At 74.7% G+C, this 15,853-nt stretch carries 12 protein-coding genes; 11 read left to right on the top strand and 1 reads right to left on the bottom strand.

Features of this window, described 5'->3' with window-relative positions; genetic code table 11:
- Nucleotides 1-42 precede the first annotated feature (42 nt).
- The 7 genes from OG946_RS14580 to OG946_RS14550 all read left to right on the top strand — a co-directional run bounded on the left by OG946_RS14580 (nucleotide 43) and on the right by OG946_RS14550 (nucleotide 9,094).
- Nucleotides 43-882: a TIGR03084 family metal-binding protein gene (locus OG946_RS14580; RefSeq protein WP_326796547.1), complete on the top strand. Its 840-nt coding sequence runs from the start codon at nucleotides 43-45 to the stop codon at nucleotides 880-882.
- Complete coding sequence (locus OG946_RS14575; RefSeq protein WP_326796546.1) at nucleotides 879-2,594, top strand: acyclic terpene utilization AtuA family protein; 1,716 nt, start codon at nucleotides 879-881, stop codon at nucleotides 2,592-2,594. Before OG946_RS14580 ends, OG946_RS14575 begins: the two co-directional genes overlap by 4 nt.
- Nucleotides 2,591-4,189, top strand: coding sequence for an acyl-CoA carboxylase subunit beta (locus OG946_RS14570; protein ID WP_326796545.1), 1,599 nt, complete (start codon nucleotides 2,591-2,593; stop codon nucleotides 4,187-4,189). Before OG946_RS14575 ends, OG946_RS14570 begins: the two co-directional genes overlap by 4 nt.
- A 67-nt stretch (nucleotides 4,190-4,256) precedes the next feature.
- On the top strand, nucleotides 4,257-6,401 hold the full coding sequence (locus OG946_RS14565) for an ATP-binding protein (RefSeq protein ID WP_326796544.1): 2,145 nt from the start codon (nucleotides 4,257-4,259) through the stop codon (nucleotides 6,399-6,401).
- Entirely contained in the window at nucleotides 6,398-7,576 is a 1,179-nt protein-coding gene (locus OG946_RS14560; protein ID WP_326796543.1) for an acyl-CoA dehydrogenase family protein, read from the top strand. The genes OG946_RS14565 and OG946_RS14560 overlap by 4 nt, the downstream gene beginning before the upstream one ends.
- Before the next feature lie 34 nt (nucleotides 7,577-7,610).
- Nucleotides 7,611-8,405, top strand: a complete 795-nt coding sequence (locus OG946_RS14555; protein WP_326796542.1) for an enoyl-CoA hydratase family protein — start codon at nucleotides 7,611-7,613, stop codon at nucleotides 8,403-8,405.
- The gene (locus OG946_RS14550) at nucleotides 8,393-9,094 is read left to right on the top strand and encodes a TetR/AcrR family transcriptional regulator (RefSeq protein WP_326796541.1); all 702 of its coding nucleotides are present in this window, start codon (nucleotides 8,393-8,395) and stop codon (nucleotides 9,092-9,094) included. Before OG946_RS14555 ends, OG946_RS14550 begins: the two co-directional genes overlap by 13 nt.
- A gap of 253 nt (nucleotides 9,095-9,347) precedes the next feature.
- On the opposite strand, the gene OG946_RS14545 is transcribed toward OG946_RS14550, so the two are convergent.
- Nucleotides 9,348-10,454: a citrate synthase 2 gene (locus OG946_RS14545; protein WP_326796540.1), complete on the bottom strand. Its 1,107-nt coding sequence runs from the start codon at nucleotides 10,452-10,454 to the stop codon at nucleotides 9,348-9,350.
- 376 nt (nucleotides 10,455-10,830) lie between these two features.
- Between OG946_RS14545 and pdxH the strand changes: the two genes are divergently transcribed.
- The 4 genes from pdxH (at nucleotide 10,831) to OG946_RS14525 (ending at nucleotide 15,828) form a co-directional block, all read left to right on the top strand.
- Entirely contained in the window at nucleotides 10,831-11,466 is a 636-nt protein-coding gene (gene pdxH, locus OG946_RS14540) for a pyridoxamine 5'-phosphate oxidase (protein ID WP_326800252.1), read from the top strand.
- 603 nt (nucleotides 11,467-12,069) lie between these two features.
- Nucleotides 12,070-13,602, top strand: coding sequence for a PAS domain-containing protein (locus OG946_RS14535; RefSeq protein ID WP_326796539.1), 1,533 nt, complete (start codon nucleotides 12,070-12,072; stop codon nucleotides 13,600-13,602).
- A gap of 171 nt (nucleotides 13,603-13,773) precedes the next feature.
- Nucleotides 13,774-14,460, top strand: a complete 687-nt coding sequence (locus OG946_RS14530; protein ID WP_326796538.1) for a metal-dependent transcriptional regulator — start codon at nucleotides 13,774-13,776, stop codon at nucleotides 14,458-14,460.
- Nucleotides 14,461-14,904: 444 nt separating this feature from the next.
- The gene (locus OG946_RS14525) at nucleotides 14,905-15,828 is read left to right on the top strand and encodes an alpha/beta fold hydrolase (RefSeq protein WP_326796537.1); all 924 of its coding nucleotides are present in this window, start codon (nucleotides 14,905-14,907) and stop codon (nucleotides 15,826-15,828) included.
- Nucleotides 15,829-15,853 lie beyond the last annotated feature (25 nt).

The raw sequence follows: 15,853 nt of genomic DNA, 5'->3' as shown, positions 1-15,853 counted from the left end.
CGCTGCCACCCTACTGCGCAGTAGTCACGAGGGGAGCGCAGCATGGCGGGCCCGGAGATCATCACCCTGCTCGACGACCTCCGCGACGAGAGCGCCGCGCTGGACGCCCTCGTCGCCGGGCTGCCGCCCGAGCGGTGGGCGCTCGGCACCCCCGCCGCCGGGTGGACCGTCGCGCATCAGATCGCCCACCTCGCGTGGACCGATCGCGCCGCGCTCGCCGCCGCCCGCGATCCCGACGAGTTCCGGGGGATGCTGACGCACGCCCGGGAGGCGCCGTTCGGCTTCGTCGACGAGGGCGCCGAGCGGGGGGCCGCGCAGCCGCCCGGGGTGCTGCTGGACGGATGGCGGCAGGGGCGCGAGGAGCTGCGGCGGGTGCTGCTGGCGCAGCCGGCGGGGGTGCGGATGCCGTGGTTCGGGCCGCCGATGAGCGTCGGGGGCGTCGCCTCGGGACGGTTGATGGAGACCTGGGCGCACGGGCAGGACGTCGCCGACGCGCTGGGCGTACGGCGTGCGCCCACCGCCCGGCTGCGGCACGTGGCCCGTATCGGCGTACGGACGCGGGACTTCGCGTACGCCGTGCACCGACTCGCGCCGCCCGCGGAAGAGTTCCGTGTCGAGCTGACCGCGCCCGGCGGTGGCGGGGAGGTGTGGGCGTACGGTCCTGAGGACGCCGCCGAGCGCGTCACCGGGCCCGCGCTCGACTTCTGCCTGCTGGCCACCCAGCGCGTGCACCGCACCGACACCGCGCTCGTCGCCGAGGGCGCGGAGGCGGAGCGCTGGCTGGGCATCGCCCAGGCGTTCGCGGGCCCGCCGGGCGCCGGGCGGGACCCGGCGCCGGACGGCACGGCCCGTACCGGCGCTGCTCCTGAGGAGCGCCCGTGACCCTCCGTATCGGCAACGCCTCCGGCTTCTACGGCGACCGCTTCGCCGCCGTCCGCGAGATGCTCACCGGCGGCGAACTCGACGTCCTCACCGGCGACTACCTCGCCGAGCTGACCATGCTCATCCTCGCCCGCGACCGCCTCAAGGACCCCGCCGCCGGCTACGCCAGGACCTTCCTCCGCCAGCTCGAAGACGGCCTCGGCCTCGCCCGCGACCGCGGTGTCGCGCTCGTCGTCAACGCCGGCGGCCTCAACCCCGCGGGGCTCGCCGCCGCCGTCCGCGAACTGGCCGAGCGCGTCGGCGTGCCGGCCCGTGTCGCCCACGTCGAGGGCGACGACCTCACCGCCCGCGGCACGTGGCCCGGCGCCCTCGCCGCCCACGCCTACCTCGGCGGCGCCGGCATCGCCGCCTGCCTGCGCGCGGGCGCCGACGTCGTCGTCACCGGCCGGGTCACCGACGCCGCGCTCGTCACGGGCGCCGCCCAGGCCCACTACGGCTGGTCCCCAGCCACCGACGACGACCCCGACGACCCCGACGACCCCGACGACCCCGCCCTGCACGCCCTCGCCGGTGCCGTCGTCGCCGGCCACGTGCTGGAGTGCGGCACCCAGGCCACCGGCGGCAACTACGCCTTCTTCACCGAGCACGACGTCCGCCACCCCGGCTTCCCCCTCGCCGAGATCGAGCCCGACGGCAGCGCCGTCATCACCAAGCACCCCGGCACCGGCGGCGCCGTCACCGTCGGGACCGTCACCGCCCAGCTCCTCTACGAGACCGCGGGACCCCGCTACGCGGGGCCCGACGTCACCGCCCGCCTCGACTCCGTACGCCTCGCCCAGGACGGACCCGACCGCGTCCGCGTCACCGGCGTACGCGGCGAGCCGCCGCCCCCCGACGTCAAGGTCGGCCTCTCCCGCCTCGGCGGCCACCGCAACGAGGTCGTCTTCGTCCTCACCGGCCTCGACATCGACGCCAAGGCCGCCCTCGTACGCGACCAGATGGCGCCCGCCCTCAAGGGCGTCGCCGACGTCCGCTGGACCCTCGCCCGCACCGACCGCCCCGACGCCGACGTGCAGGAGGAGGCGTCCGCCCTGCTCCGCCTCGCCGTCCGGGACCCCGACGAGGCCGCCGTCGGCCGCGCCGTCAGCGGCGCCGCCGTCGAACTGGCCCTCGCCAGCATCCCCGGCTTCCACGTCACCGCCCCGCCCGGCAGGGCGCAGCCGTACGGCGTCTTCGAGGCCGCGTACGTCCCCGCCGCCGATGTCCCCCACACCGCCGTGCTCCCCGACGGCACCCGCGTCCCCGTCGCCCCGCCGCCGCGCACCCGGGCGCTGGAGCCCGTACCGGAACCGCCCCTGCCGCCGCCCCCGCCGCCGGGACCGACCCGCCGCGCGCCGCTCGGCGCCGTGGCCGGCGCGCGCAGCGGCGACAAGGGCGGCAGCGCCAACCTCGGCGTCTGGGCCCGGTCCGGCGCCGCCTGGCCGTGGCTGGCCCACACCCTCACCGTCGACCGCTTCCGCGAACTCCTCCCGGAGACCGCCCCCTTCCCCGTCGTACGGCACGTCCTGCCGCACCTCCGCGCGCTCAACTTCACCGTCGAAGGACTCCTCGGCGACGGCGTCGCCTCCCAGGCCCGCTTCGACCCGCAGGCCAAGGCACTCGGCGAGTGGCTGCGCGCCCGGCACGCCGACATACCCGAGGAGCTGCTGTGACCGTGCTGGCCTCGTCGCTGGACACCGCGGGCCCCGACTACGCCGCCCACCGCGCCGCGATGCTCGACAAGCTCGCCGCGCTCGACGAGGAGCACGCCAAGGCGGTGGCGGGCGGCGGCGAGAAGTACGTCGCCCGGCACCGGGCCCGCGGCAAGCTGCTCGTACGCGAGCGCATCGAGCTGCTGCTCGACCCCGACACCCCGTTCCTGGAACTGAGCCCGCTGGCCGGCTGGGGCTCGGACTACGCCGTGGGCGCCTCGCTCGTCACCGGCATCGGCGTCGTCTCCGGCGTGGAGTGCCTGATCACCGCCAACGACCCGACCGTACGCGGCGGCGCGTCCAACCCCTGGACGCTGAAGAAGGCGTTCCGCGCCCACGAGATCAGCCTCGCCAACCGGCTGCCGTCGATCCACCTCGTGGAGTCCGGCGGCGCCGACCTGCCGTCGCAGAAGGAGATCTTCATTCCGGGCGGCGCGCTCTTCAAGTTCCTCACCCGCTCGTCCGCGGCCGGCATCCCCACGGTCGCCGTCGTCTTCGGCAACTCCACGGCGGGCGGCGCGTACGTGCCGGGCATGAGCGACCACGTGATCATGGTCAAGGAGCGGGCGAAGGTGTTCCTCGGCGGCCCGCCGCTGGTGAAGATGGCCACCGGCGAGGAGAGCGACGACGAGTCGCTGGGCGGCGCGGACATGCACGCCCGTACCTCGGGACTCGCCGACTACTTCGCCGTCGACGAGCCGGACGCCCTGCACACCGCCCGCCGCGTCGTCGCCCGCCTCGCCTGGCGCAAGGCGCACCCCGACCCGCCGCCGGCCGCCCCGCCCGCGTATCCGGAGGACGAACTGCTGGGCATCGTGCCGGGCGACCTGAAGATCCCGTTCGACCCGCGCGAGGTGATCGCGCGGGTGGTGGACGGCTCGGACTTCGACGAGTTCAAGCCGCTGTACGGGACGAGCCTGGCCACCGGCTGGGCGCGGCTGCACGGCTATCCCGTCGGGATCCTCGCGAACGCGCGCGGGGTGCTGTTCAGCGAGGAGTCGCAGAAGGCCGCGCAGTTCATCCAGCTCGCCAACCAGCGCGACATCCCGCTGGTCTTCCTCCACAACACCACCGGCTACATGGTCGGCAAGGACTACGAGCAGGGCGGCATCATCAAGCACGGCGCCCAGATGATCAACGCCGTCTCCAACTCCCGCGTCCCGCACCTGTCGGTGCTCATGGGCGCCAGCTACGGCGCCGGCCACTACGGCATGTGCGGCCGCGCGTACGACCCCCGGTTCCTCTTCGCCTGGCCGAGCGCCAAGTCGGCGGTCATGGGGCCGCAGCAGCTCGCGGGCGTGCTGTCGATCGTCGCGCGCGCGTCGGCGGAGGCGAAGGGGATGCCGTACGACGAGGAGGGCGACGCGGCGCTGCGGGCGATGGTGGAGCAGCAGATCGAGGCGGAGTCGCTGCCGGTGTTCCTGTCGGGGCGGCTGTACGACGACGGGGTCATCGACCCGCGGGACACCCGCACGGTGCTGGGGATCTGCCTGTCGGCGATCCACACGGCGCCGTACGCGGGGGTGCACGACGGGTACGGGGTGTTCCGGCTATGACCGCGCGACAGGCATCCACAAGGCGACCGGCATCCACAGGGCGACCGGCATCCATAGGGGAGCACCGATGATCCGCACCCTCCTCGTCGCCAACCGCGGCGAGATCGCCTGCCGCGTCTTCCGCACCTGCCGGGAGCTGGGCATCACGCCCGTCGCCGTGCACTCCGACGCGGACGCGGGCGCGCTGCACGTACGCGCCGCGCTGGACGCCGGCGGGGCGGCGGTCCGGCTGCCGGGGCGGGCGGCGGCGGACACGTATCTGCGGGCGGACCTGCTGGTCGCGGCGGCGCTCGCGGCCGGCGCGGACGCGGTGCACCCGGGCTACGGGTTCCTCTCCGAGAGCGCGGAGTTCGCGCGGGCGGTCGGGGCGGCGGGGCTGACGTGGGTCGGGCCGCCGCCGGAGGCGATCGAGGCGATGGCGTCCAAGACGCGCGCGAAGGAACTGATGGGCCTGGCGCCCTTCGACCCGTCGAAGGCGGTGGAGTCCGACCTGCCGCTGCTGGTCAAGGCGGCGGCGGGCGGCGGCGGTCGCGGCATGCGGGTCGTCCTCGAACTGGCCGCGCTGGACGCCGAACTGGCGTCGGCGGCGGCGGAGGCCGCGGCGGCGTTCGGGGACGGCGAGGTGTTCGTCGAGCCGTACGTCGAGGGCGGGCGGCACGTGGAGGTGCAGGTGCTCGCGGACGCGCACGGGGGCGTGTGGGCGCTGGGCACGCGCGACTGCTCGCTGCAGCGGCGGCACCAGAAGGTGGTGGAGGAGGCCCCGGCACCGGGCCTTGCGGCGGGCGTGGCGGCGGAGCTGGAGGAGACGGCGGTACGGGCGGCGCGGGCGATCGGGTACGTGGGCGCGGGCACGGTGGAGTTCCTGCTGGCGCCGGACGGGCGGGCGCAGTTCCTGGAGATGAACACGCGGCTCCAGGTGGAGCACCCGGTGACGGAGGCGGTGTACGGGGTCGACCTGGTGGCCGGGCAGTTGAGGATCGCGGAGGGCGCGCCGTTGCCGCCGTCGGCACCGCAGCCGAGGGGCCACGCGGTGGAGGCCCGCCTGTACGCGGAGGACCCGGCGTCGGATTTCGCCCCGCAGACGGGCCGGGTCCACTGCCTGGAGGCCGGGGACGACCGTGTGCCGTACGTCCCGGGGGGTCCGGGGCGCAGCCCCGGCGGGGTCCTGGGCGGGGCCCCGGTATCGGGAAGGGGCGGGATCGGGGAATCCTCCGCCCTCCGCCTCGACACCGGCTACACCGCCGGCGACACCGTCACCCCGTACTACGACGCCCTGCTCGCCAAGGTGATCGTCCACGCCCCCACCCGCGCCGAGGCGGTCCGCCACCTGACGACCGCGCTGCGGCGGGCACGGATCCACGGCCCGGTGACGAACAGGGACCTGCTCGTCCGGTCGCTGGCACACGAGGAGTTCACCGGCGCGCGGATGACCACCTCGTTCTACGACACCCACCTGCCGACGCTGACCCCCACCCCTGGCGACGCTGACGCGCACCTCCGACTCGCCGCTCTCGCCGCCGCGCTCGCCGATACCGCCGCGCGACAGCAGGCGGAGGGCGCCGTGTTGCCCGTCCGGTTCGGGGGGTGGCGCAATGTGCCGTCGCAGCCGCAGGTGAAGGGGTACCGGGTCGAGCCCGGCGGTGCCGAGGTCGAGGTTCGCTACCGCCTCACCCGCGACGGCGTACGCGCCGACGGCCTGCCCGAGGTGCGCGTGCTCTCCGCCGCTCCCGGGCGCGTGGTGCTCGAAGTCGCCGGTGTCGCACGTGCCTTCGACGTCGCCGTCTACGACGCCCCGGCCGGAGGCCGGCCCGCGCCGGCCGCCTACGTCGACACCCCCCACGGTTCGTACGCCCTCCGTCCTCTCTCCCGCTTTCCCGACCCCCGCGCCGACACCCCGCCCGGCTCCCTCCTCGCCCCCATGCCCGGCACCGTCGTCCGCCTCGCCGACGGGATCGCCCCCGGGCAGACCGTCAGCCAGGGCCAGCCCCTCCTCTGGCTGGAGGCGATGAAGATGGAGCACAAGGTCGCCGCCCCCGCCTCCGGCGTGCTCACCGCCCTGCACGCCGCCCCCGGCCGCCAGGTCGAGGTCGGCGCCCTCCTGGCCGTAGTCGAAGCCGCAGCCGAGGCCGTAGAAGAGGCCGCAGAAGAGGCCGCAGAAGAACCCGCAGCAGCAGACGCCCCGCCCCGCGATCAGGAAGGCCGACAGCCATGACCAGCGCCATCCTCGAACCCCAGGAGCACCGTGACCTCCGCGCCGCCGTCGCCGCGCTCGGCGCCCGCTACGGCCGCGACTACTTCACCGCCGCCGTCCGCGACGGCCGGCACACCGACGAGCTGTGGGCCGAGGCCGGCAAGGCCGGTTACCTCGGCGTCAACCTCCCCGAGGCGTACGGCGGCGGAGGCGGCGGCATCGCGGAGCTGGCGATCGTGCTGGAGGAACTCGGCGCCGCCGGCTGCCCGCTTCTCATGCTCGTCGTGTCGCCCGCGATATGCGGCACGGTCATCGCCCGCTTCGGCACCGAGGAGCAGAAGCGGCGCTGGCTTCCCGGACTCGCCGACGGCACCCGCAAGATGGCCTTCGGCATCACCGAGCCCGACGCCGGCTCCAACTCGCACCGCATCACCACCACCGCCCGCCGCGACGGCGACGGCTGGGTGCTGTCCGGCCGCAAGGTGTTCATCTCCGGCGTCGACATCGCCGACGCCACGCTCGTCGTCGGCCGCACCGAGGACGCCCGTACCGGCAAGCTCAAGCCCTGTCTGTTCATCGTCCCGCGCGACGCCGAGGGCTTTCGGCGCTCTCACATACCCATGGAGCTGCACGCTCCGGAGAAGCAGTTCGAGCTGGTCCTCGACGACGTGCGGCTGCCCGCGGACGCCCTCGTCGGCGACGAGGACGCCGGTCTGCTCCAGCTCTTCGCGGGGCTCAACCCCGAGCGCATCATGACCGCCGCGTTCGCGCTGGGCCTGGGGCGGCAGGCGGTGGCGCGGGCCGTCGAGTACGCCCGTACGCGCCAGGTGTGGAAGGGCGGCGCCATCGGCGTGCACCAGGCGATCGCGCATCCGCTCGCGCAGGCGCACATCGAGTTGGAGCTGGCCCGGCTGATGACGCAGAAGGCCGCGGCGTTGTACGACGCCGGTGGTGCCGCCGACCTGGCAGCAGCCGCGGGCGAGGCGGCGAACATGGCGAAGTACGCGGCCGCGGAGGCGGCGGCGAAGGCCGTCGACCAGGCCGTGCACACCCTCGGCGGCAACGGGCTCAGCACCGAGTACGGTCTTGCGCAGATGCTCACCGCGTCCCGCGTGGCCAGGATCGCCCCGGTGAGCCGGGAGATGATCCTCAACTACGTGTCGCACCAGACGCTGGGCCTGCCCAAGTCGTACTGACGACGCCGACGTACCGAAGGAGCGCCTCCCCGCCATGACCGACGCACCCGCAGAACCGGCCGCCGACGATGCGCCCCTCGTCCGGACCGCGCGCGACGACCGCGGCGTCACGACCCTCACGCTCGACTCGCCCCACAACCGCAACGCGCTCTCCGCCCGCCTCATGGCCGAACTCGACGCGGGACTGACCGCCGCCGCCGAGGACGACGACGCTCGGGCCGTCCTGCTCACCCACACCGGCAACACCTTCTGCGCCGGCGCCGACCTCGGCGAGGCCACGGCCGCCGCCGCCCCCACGGACGGGCCGCTGGCGCTGGCGCGGCTGCTGCGGGCGGTCGTGGAGTGCCCGAAGCCCGTCGTCGCGCGGGTGACCGGGCACGTACGGGCCGGGGGCCTCGGGCTGCTCGGCGCGTGCGACATCGCGGCGGCGGGTACGGGGGCGACGTTCGCGTTCACCGAGGCGCGGCTCGGGCTCGCGCCCGCGGTGATCTCGATGCCGCTGCTGCCGCGGCTGGACGCCCGCGCGGCGGCGCGCTACTACCTCACGGGCGAGCGCTTCGGCCCGGAGGAGGCGGCGAGGATCGGCCTGGTGACGCTGGCGGGGGACGACGTGGACGCGCTGCTGACGCCGGTGCTCGACGGGTTGCGGGCGGCGTCGCCGCAGGGGCTGGCGGCGTCGAAGCGGCTGGTCACGGGGGAGGTGCTGCGGGCGTTCGACCGGGACACGGAGCCGTTCGCGGAGCTGTCGGCGTCGCTGTTCGCGTCCCCGGAGGCCAGGGAGGGCATGACGGCGTTCCTGGAGCGCCGGGAGCCGAAGTGGTTCCGCTGACGGACGCCCCGCGCCAGCCACGGGGCCGGGGCCCGCAGCAGGACCGCAGCCGGGCGACCCGGCAGCGGCTGCTGGAGGCGGCGGTGGCGTGCCTGGCGGAACTGGGCTGGGGCGGGAGCACGGTGAGTGTGGTCGCGGAGCGGGCGGGCGTCTCGCGGGGCGCGGCGCAGCACCACTTCCCGACCAGGGAGGACCTGTTCACGGCGGCGGTGGAACACGTGGCGGCGGAACGCTCGGCGGCCCTGCGCGCGCTGCCCCCGGCGGCGGGGGCAGCGGATCCGGTACGAGCGGACGGAGCAGATCCGGTACGAGCCGCCGCCGCGGACACGCCCCCCGCCGACGCGGCCACCGCCGCCGTCGTGCGCGGGGTCGTCGACCTCTACACCGGGCCCCTCTTCCGGGCCGCGCTCCAGCTCTGGGTCGCCGCCGCGAACGAGGAGCAGCTACGCCCCCGCGTCGCCGCACTGGAGGCCCGCGTCGGCCGGGAGGCGCACCGGATGACGGTGGCGCTCCTCGGCGCCGACGAGTCGGTGCCGGGCGTACGGGAGACGGTGCAGGGGTTCCTCGACATGGCCCGGGGCCTGGGCCTGGCGACCCTGCTCACGGACGACAGCGCCCGCCGCGACCGCGTCGTGACGCAGTGGTCGCACCTGCTGACGACAGCCCTGTCGAACGCCAACGCCCGCTGAGCCCGGGCCGGGCCAGCCACCCGGCCCGTAACCGCGACAGCCCACCCCACGTCCCCCGCACACCCGCCCAAGGGTAGGCCGCTCCACCGACAACGAAGCCGCGGTCGCCCCGAGGGGCCCAGGCCCAGCCGCATCAGAACCGAACCGCCTCGGGCCGCCCGGCAAACCCGCCTCGGGCCGGTCCGTCCCAGGCCGACCCGCCTCAGCCCGAGCCGCGCCTCACGCCGGTCCCCGCCTTACGCCGATCCCCGCCTCACGCCGAGCCGCCCGCCTCCGCGTAGCCCTCGATCTCCTGCGGCGACCGCGTCCCCGGCCCCACGTACCGCGCCGACGGCCGCACCAGCCGCCCCGTCCGCTTCTGCTCCAGGATGTGCGCCGACCACCCCGCTGTCCGCGCGCACGTGAACATCGACGTGAACATGTGCGCCGGCACCTCCGCGAAGTCCAGCACGATCGCCGCCCAGAACTCGACGTTCGTCTCCAGCACCCGGTCGGGACGCCGCGCCCGCAGCTCCGCCAGCGCCGCCTTCTCCAGCGCCTCCGCGACCTCGTACCGCGGCGCGCCGAGCTGCTTCGCCGTGCGCCGCAGCACCCGCGCCCGCGGGTCCTCCGCGCGGTAGACGCGGTGGCCGAAGCCCATCAGCCGCTCGCCGTTGTCCAGCGCCCGCTTCACGTAGCCCTCGGCGTCGCCCGTGCGCTCGATCTCCTCGATCATCCCGAGCACCCGCGACGGCGCGCCCCCGTGCAGCGGCCCGGACATCGCGCCGACCGCGCCGGACAGCGCCGCCGCGACGTCGGCGCCGGTGGAGGCGATGACGCGGGCGGTGAAGGTGGAGGCGTTCATGCCGTGTTCGGCGGCGGAAGTCCAGTAGGCGTCGACGGCGGCGACGTGCTTGGGGTCGGGCTCGCCGCGCCAGCGGATCATGAACCGCTCGACGACCGTACGGGCCTTGTCGATCTCCCGCTGCGGCACCATCGGCCGCCCCTGCCCGCGGGCGGACTGGGCGACGTACGACAGCGCCATGACGGCGGCCCGCGCCAGGTCCTCGCGGGCGCGCGCCTCGTCGATGTCGAGCAGCGGCCGCAACCCCCAGACGGGCGCGAGCATGGCCAGCGCGGACTGCACGTCGACGCGGATGTCGCCGGAGTGCACGGGGATGGGGAAGGGCTCGGCGGGCGGCAGACCGGGTTTGAAGGCGCCGTCGACCAGAAGACCCCAGACGTTGCCGAACGAGACCTGACCCACCAGGTCCTCGATGTCCACACCGCGATAACGGAGCGCGCCGCCCTCCTTGTCGGGTTCGGCGATCTCTGTCTCGAAGGCGACGACTCCCTCAAGCCCGGGTACGAAATCGGACATCAGGCGGCTCCCTCATGTGTGGCGTGCGCTGCGGGGGGTGTGCAGCGACGGACGGGTCGGCCCCAGGGCGTGGAGTGGTGCGGGGGGTGTACCTGCTGGCCAGGCTCCGCGGCGCCATCGCTCGCGGTCCGGGGCGTGCATTCCGGGCCACCATAGCCGGGGGTGTGGAGTTTCCACAGTGGTCGGGCGGCCGATCTGTCGGGTCGCCTACATGCGAGGGGACGTGAGATCGGGCACACTCCACCGATCGCGGCCCGGAGGGTTACGGAGTGCGTCGAGCGGGCAGACTCCCGCCCCGCAACGGCCGCTCATACTGCAAGATATGTAGGTGCGACACGTTGACGTTGACACCGAACGCTCCCTCGATCCGGCCGCCATGCGCGCGCACTACCGCGCCGCGGGACTGTCGGAGGACTCCCTCGCCGCCGATCCCTTCGAGCAGTTCGGCCGCTGGTTCCAGCAGGCCGCGGCGAGCGGACTGCACGAGCCCAACGCGATGGTCGTCTCCACCGCCGACGCCGAGGGCCGGCCCAGCTCCCGCACCGTGCTGCTGAAGCAGGTGGACGAGCGGGGGTTCGTCTTCTACACCAACTACGGTTCGCGCAAGGGCCGCGAGCTGGCCGCGAACCCGCATGTGTCGCTGCTCTTCCCCTGGCACCCCGTCGCCCGCCAGGTGATCGTCGCGGGGGCGGCGGAGCGTACGGGCCGGGACGAGACGGTGGCGTACTTCCGTACCAGGCCGCACGGCTCGCAGTTGGGCGCGTGGGCGAGCGAGCAGTCGTCGGCGGTGGCGTCGCGGGCGGAGCTGGACCGGATGTACGAGGAGCTGGCGGACCGCTATCCGGAGGGCGAGCAGGTGCCGGCGCCGCCGGAGTGGGGCGGCTTCCGGGTCAGGCCGCGGACGGTGGAGTTCTGGCAGGGCCGCGAGAACCGGCTGCACGACCGCCTGAGGTACGTACGCACCGAGGGTGCGGCGGGCGGCGGCTGGACGGTGGAGCGTCTCTGCCCGTAGCGGTAGGGGACGACGACGACCGCGGCGGCGACGGCGCGCGCGGGGCCGGGGGCGGAGCCCCCGCCGTGGCACGAAGGCCGGGAAAGAACGGGGCCCGCGCAGCAGACGACCCGCGGCCCATTCCCCTGGAGGGGAGCCGGTCGGACGTACCGGCGGACCGCGGGTCGGGTGAACTGCTTGGGATAAGGGCCGGCTGGGTGCGTCCTAGGCACCCGGGTCCGGCATTGCGCTCAAGCGCGACGGCGGACCACTAGCCCGCAGTCACCTCACGCGTCCGGTACTTCATCATCTGCCGAACCACCTCCCTTCTCGTGTGCCTCACACACTAGGCACGCCCCTCCGCCCCCTCAAGTGATTTCTCGGCGGCCCCGGCGGCCCCGGCCGCGGGCACTCCGGCCACCTCCGCGTAAGGCCGGAACCCGCTGGTCCCCGGGCGGTCCCGGGGCGCGGCCACCGGGTTACCCGCCGGCGCCCCCTCCCGGTGGAGCCCCTTCGCGTGCAACGATTTCGACGGAATGGGGTGTGTGCTGCGTCACGTTCGAGTTGAATGATCCGGGTGCACCACACCACGCACACGACGCCGCGGCGAGCAGGGGGTGCCTGATGAGCGCGACCCGGCGTACCAACCGGGACCGCAGGAACGCCTCCGGCGAGCAGAGCGCCGACGCTCCGGGCACGGGAGACGACGCCGCCGGGTCACCGCCCGCGGCGGCGGACGCGGCCGCTGAGGACACGCCGCCGCAGGACCGCCGCGCCGCGGCCCCCGATCTGCTGGTGGCGCTCCTCGACGGCATGGACGCCGCCCTGTGCGCCTTCGACGCCGAGGGCGTCGTCACCCACTGGAACCGCGAGGCCGAGCGGCTGCTCGGCTGGACCGCCGCGGAGGCCGTCGGCCGCCACGGGCTGGCCGGCTGGGCGGTCCGCGCCGACGACGCCGCCGAGGTGGAGGCGCGGCTGATGGGCGCGATGGACGTGCCGGGGCGGCAGGTGCAGGAGTTCGCGCTGCTGCGCAAGGACGGCGGCCGGGTGCTCGTACGCACCCAGACCTCCGCCGTCCGCCCGGGCGGCGCCGAGACGGGCGGGGTCGCGGTCGGGGTCTACTGCGCGTTCAGCGAGGTCCACGCGCAGATGGACCTGGAGCGGTCTATCGCCTTCAGCGAGGCGCTGTGCGAGGACGCCGCCTGGGGCGTGCTCCTCGTGGACGCGGACCTGCGTCCCGCGCTGGCCAACGGCCAGGCGGCGCGCGTGCTGCGCGCCCGGCGCTCGGGGCTGCTCGGGCGCCCCTTCGGCGAGCTGCTGGAGCAGGGCGCGGAGGAGGTCGAGAGCGCCCTCCAGCACGTACTGGCGCAGGGCAGCACCGCGGTCCCCGCCGACATGTGGGTGACGGTGCGCGGCGAGACCGGCGGCGATCCGGCGATACGGCGCCGGTGCCTGCGCGGCGCGTTCGTACGGCTCGCCTCGCCGCTCGCCGAGCACCCGGTGCCCCTAGGCGTCGGCTGGCTCTTCCAGGACGTCACCGAGGCGAAGCTCGCCGAGGACGCGGCCTCGGTGCTGCGCTTCCGCGACCACCAGTTGCACCGCGCCTCGCGCGCGGCGGCCGAGTGCGAGGACCCGATGGAGGCCGCGACGGTCTACCTGGACTTCGCGCTCGCCGGCTTCGCCGACCACGCGCTGGTCGACCTGGCCGCCGCCCCCGCGGACCCCGGCTCCCCGCCGGGCCCCGGCGCCCCGCACGACGCGGGTGCGCCCCCGGGCCCGGTGCAGCTCACCCGGGCCGCGGCCACCCCCGCCGAGGGCCCTGGCCCGTGCCTGCCGGCCGGGCCGCACGGCTTCCCCGTCCGCTACCCCGCCGGGCACCCCGCGCTCCAGGCGGTGGAGCGCGGCGGCACGGTGCGCGCCGGCTGCGGCGGCGTGGACCCGGAGGTCGCGGAGGGCTGGTCGGTGGCGCGGAAGTGGCCGCCTGGCACGATGCACGCGCTGTGTACGGTGCTGCGCAGCCGCGGCCGGACGCTGGGCGTCGTGACGTTCCTGCGCGGCGGCGGCCGTAAGGGCTTCACCCGGCAGGATGCGGCGTACGCGGAGGACGTGGCCGTACGGGTCGCGGCCTCGCTGGACCTGGCGGAGCTGCTGGGTTAGTACACCTGCCCGGTGGGGTCCGTGACCAGGACCCGGGAGCCCGGGCGCGGATCGCCTTTTTCCCGTAGATCGGCGGCGAAAGTCAGGCGAAAGGAACGCGGCAGGTCCGGTTGTCACCGTGATGAGTCAGAATTGGTGCAGGGCCACCGCACGAGAAATCTAGGGGCACGCATGTCCGGACTGATCGACACAACGGAGATGTATCTCCGCACCATCCTCGAACTCGAAGAGGAGGGCGTCGTCCCCATGCGCGCGAGAATCGCGGAGCGGCTCGACCAGAGCGGCCCCACGGTGAGCCAGACCGTCGCCCGCATGGAGCGGGACGGGCTGGTGCGCGTGGCCGGCGACAGGCATCTGGAGCTGACGGCAGAGGGTCGCATGCTCGCGACCCGGGTGATGCGCAAGCACCGCCTGGCGGAGTGCCTGCTGGTCGACGTGATCGGCCTGGAGTGGGAGCACGTGCACGCGGAGGCGTGCCGCTGGGAGCACGTGATGAGCGAGGCCGTGGAGCGCCGCGTGCTGGCGCTGCTCAAGCACCCGACGGAGTCGCCGTACGGGAACCCCATCCCCGGCCTTGAGGAGCTGGGTGAGAAGGCCGAGGCGGACCCGTTCCTGGATGAGGGCATGGTGAGCCTGTCGGCGCTGGGTCCCGACGCCGGGACGGTGATCATCCGCCGGATCGGCGAGCCGATCCAGACCGACTCCCAGCTCATGTACACGCTGCGGCGCGCCGGTGTGCAGCCGGGCGCGGTGGTGAGCGTGACGGACTCGGCCGGCGGTGTGCTCGTCGGCAGCGGCGGCGAGGCCGCCGAGCTGGACGCCGAGGTCGCCTCGCACGTCTTCGTGGCCAAGCGCTAGATCCGTTCGGGCCAGGCTGGTGGCGGTTTTGCGCCGTTGTCGCGGTTGGCGTTAAGCGGACCGCGGGATTCCTGTCCGAACGGCAGCGCACCGGGACGGGGCGTGCCACTCTGTCGCTGACGGCATCTGGGAGGGGTGGGTCATGCCGCTGACATATCCGGACCCCCGCGCACCTGCGGGGGGTGTGACGAGGGCCCCGGCGCCTGGCTCGCCGGGGCCCCGCCTCCCCGTACCGACCCGGAGCCCCGAGCTCCCAGGGTCGCCTCCCCACGGACCCGTTGTCCCCGATGCGGGTCCGTCTCCCGGTCTCTGTCTCCCCGCGACGACCGCGGCCAATCCCCGGCCGGGGTCACTCGAACGAGGGGTGTTGGGCCCAGTGCCGCGGTGTTCGAATAGACATTCGATAGCGTGAGCTTGCCGAACGGATTGGGGGTGTCGGCACACATGGTGCGTCGTATCAACGTGCCGGGGGCGGGCGGGCTGCGTCTCGCCGCCTGGGAGTACGGAGATCCGCCGAAGCGCGGTGCTGACGGCATCGCGGCGCGCAAGCGGTCCGCCGCCGGGCCGGCCGGCGGCCCGCCGGGCACGGCGCCGCAGGACCGCCCCGGCGTGCTGTTATTGCACGGCCTGATGGGCCGCGGGTCCCATTGGGCGACCACCGCCCGCTGGCTCTCCGCCCGCTCCCGCGCCATCGCGCTCGACCAGCGCGGGCACGGGCGCAGTGACAAACCGGGGGACGGCCCGTTCGACCGCGAGGCGTACATCGCGGACGCGGAAGCCGTCATCGAGCAGTTGGACCTCGCGCCGGTGGTCCTCGTGGGCCACTCGATGGGCGCCCTGACCGCCTGGCAACTGGCCGCCCGCCGCCCCGACCTGATGCGGGGGCTGGTGATCTGCGACATGCGGGCCTCGGCGCTCGGCACGGCCTCGCAGCGCGAGTGGGAGGAGTGGTTCCGCTCCTGGCCGACGCCGTTCGCCACGCTCGCCGACGTCCGCAAGTGGTTCGGCGAGGACGACCCCATCCTGGAGCGCCCGCGCCCCGCGCGCGGCGAGTTCTTCGCCGAGGTGATGGCCGAGCGCGCGGACGGCTGGCGCCCGGTGTTCTCCCGCCGGCAGATGCTGCGGGCCCGCGAGACGTGGGTGCACGACGCGCATTGGGAGGAGCTGGCCCTCGTGCAGTGCCCGGCCCTGGTGATCCGCGGCATCGACGGCGAGCTGGGCCGGGCCGAGGCACAGGAGATGGTCCGCGTCCTGCCCCGCGGTGAGTACGCGGAGCTGGAGGCCGGCCATCTGCTGCACCTGGAGGACCCCGAGGCGTTCCACCGGGCGATAGAGCCCTTCCTGGAGAACGTGCTCACCCCGAGGTGAACCGATGCGCGCCGAAGTGACGGGG

Source organism: Streptomyces sp. NBC_01808 (assembly GCF_035917395.1).
Classification (GTDB): Bacteria; Actinomycetota; Actinomycetes; order Streptomycetales; family Streptomycetaceae; genus Streptomyces.
The sequence above is the reverse complement of the archived record's forward strand: the minus strand, read 5'-3'. Positions and strand labels throughout refer to the sequence as shown.

Excerpts from the sequence above, each read along its gene's own strand:
- OG946_RS14580 (WP_326796547.1), top strand. The coding sequence starts at position 43 with ATGGCGGGCCCGGAGATCATCACCCTGCTCGACGACCTCCGCGACGAG.
- OG946_RS14560 (WP_326796543.1), top strand. The coding sequence starts at position 6,398 with ATGACCAGCGCCATCCTCGAACCCCAGGAGCACCGTGACCTCCGCGCC.
- pdxH (WP_326800252.1), top strand. The coding sequence starts at position 10,831 with ATGCGCGCGCACTACCGCGCCGCGGGACTGTCGGAGGACTCCCTCGCC.
- OG946_RS14525 (WP_326796537.1), top strand. The coding sequence starts at position 14,905 with ATGGTGCGTCGTATCAACGTGCCGGGGGCGGGCGGGCTGCGTCTCGCC.
- OG946_RS14530 (WP_326796538.1), top strand. The coding sequence starts at position 13,774 with ATGTCCGGACTGATCGACACAACGGAGATGTATCTCCGCACCATCCTC.
- OG946_RS14535 (WP_326796539.1), top strand. The coding sequence starts at position 12,070 with ATGAGCGCGACCCGGCGTACCAACCGGGACCGCAGGAACGCCTCCGGC.
- OG946_RS14555 (WP_326796542.1), top strand. The coding sequence starts at position 7,611 with ATGACCGACGCACCCGCAGAACCGGCCGCCGACGATGCGCCCCTCGTC.
- OG946_RS14565 (WP_326796544.1), top strand. The coding sequence starts at position 4,257 with ATGATCCGCACCCTCCTCGTCGCCAACCGCGGCGAGATCGCCTGCCGC.
- OG946_RS14545 (WP_326796540.1), bottom strand. The coding sequence starts at position 10,454 with ATGTCCGATTTCGTACCCGGGCTTGAGGGAGTCGTCGCCTTCGAGACA.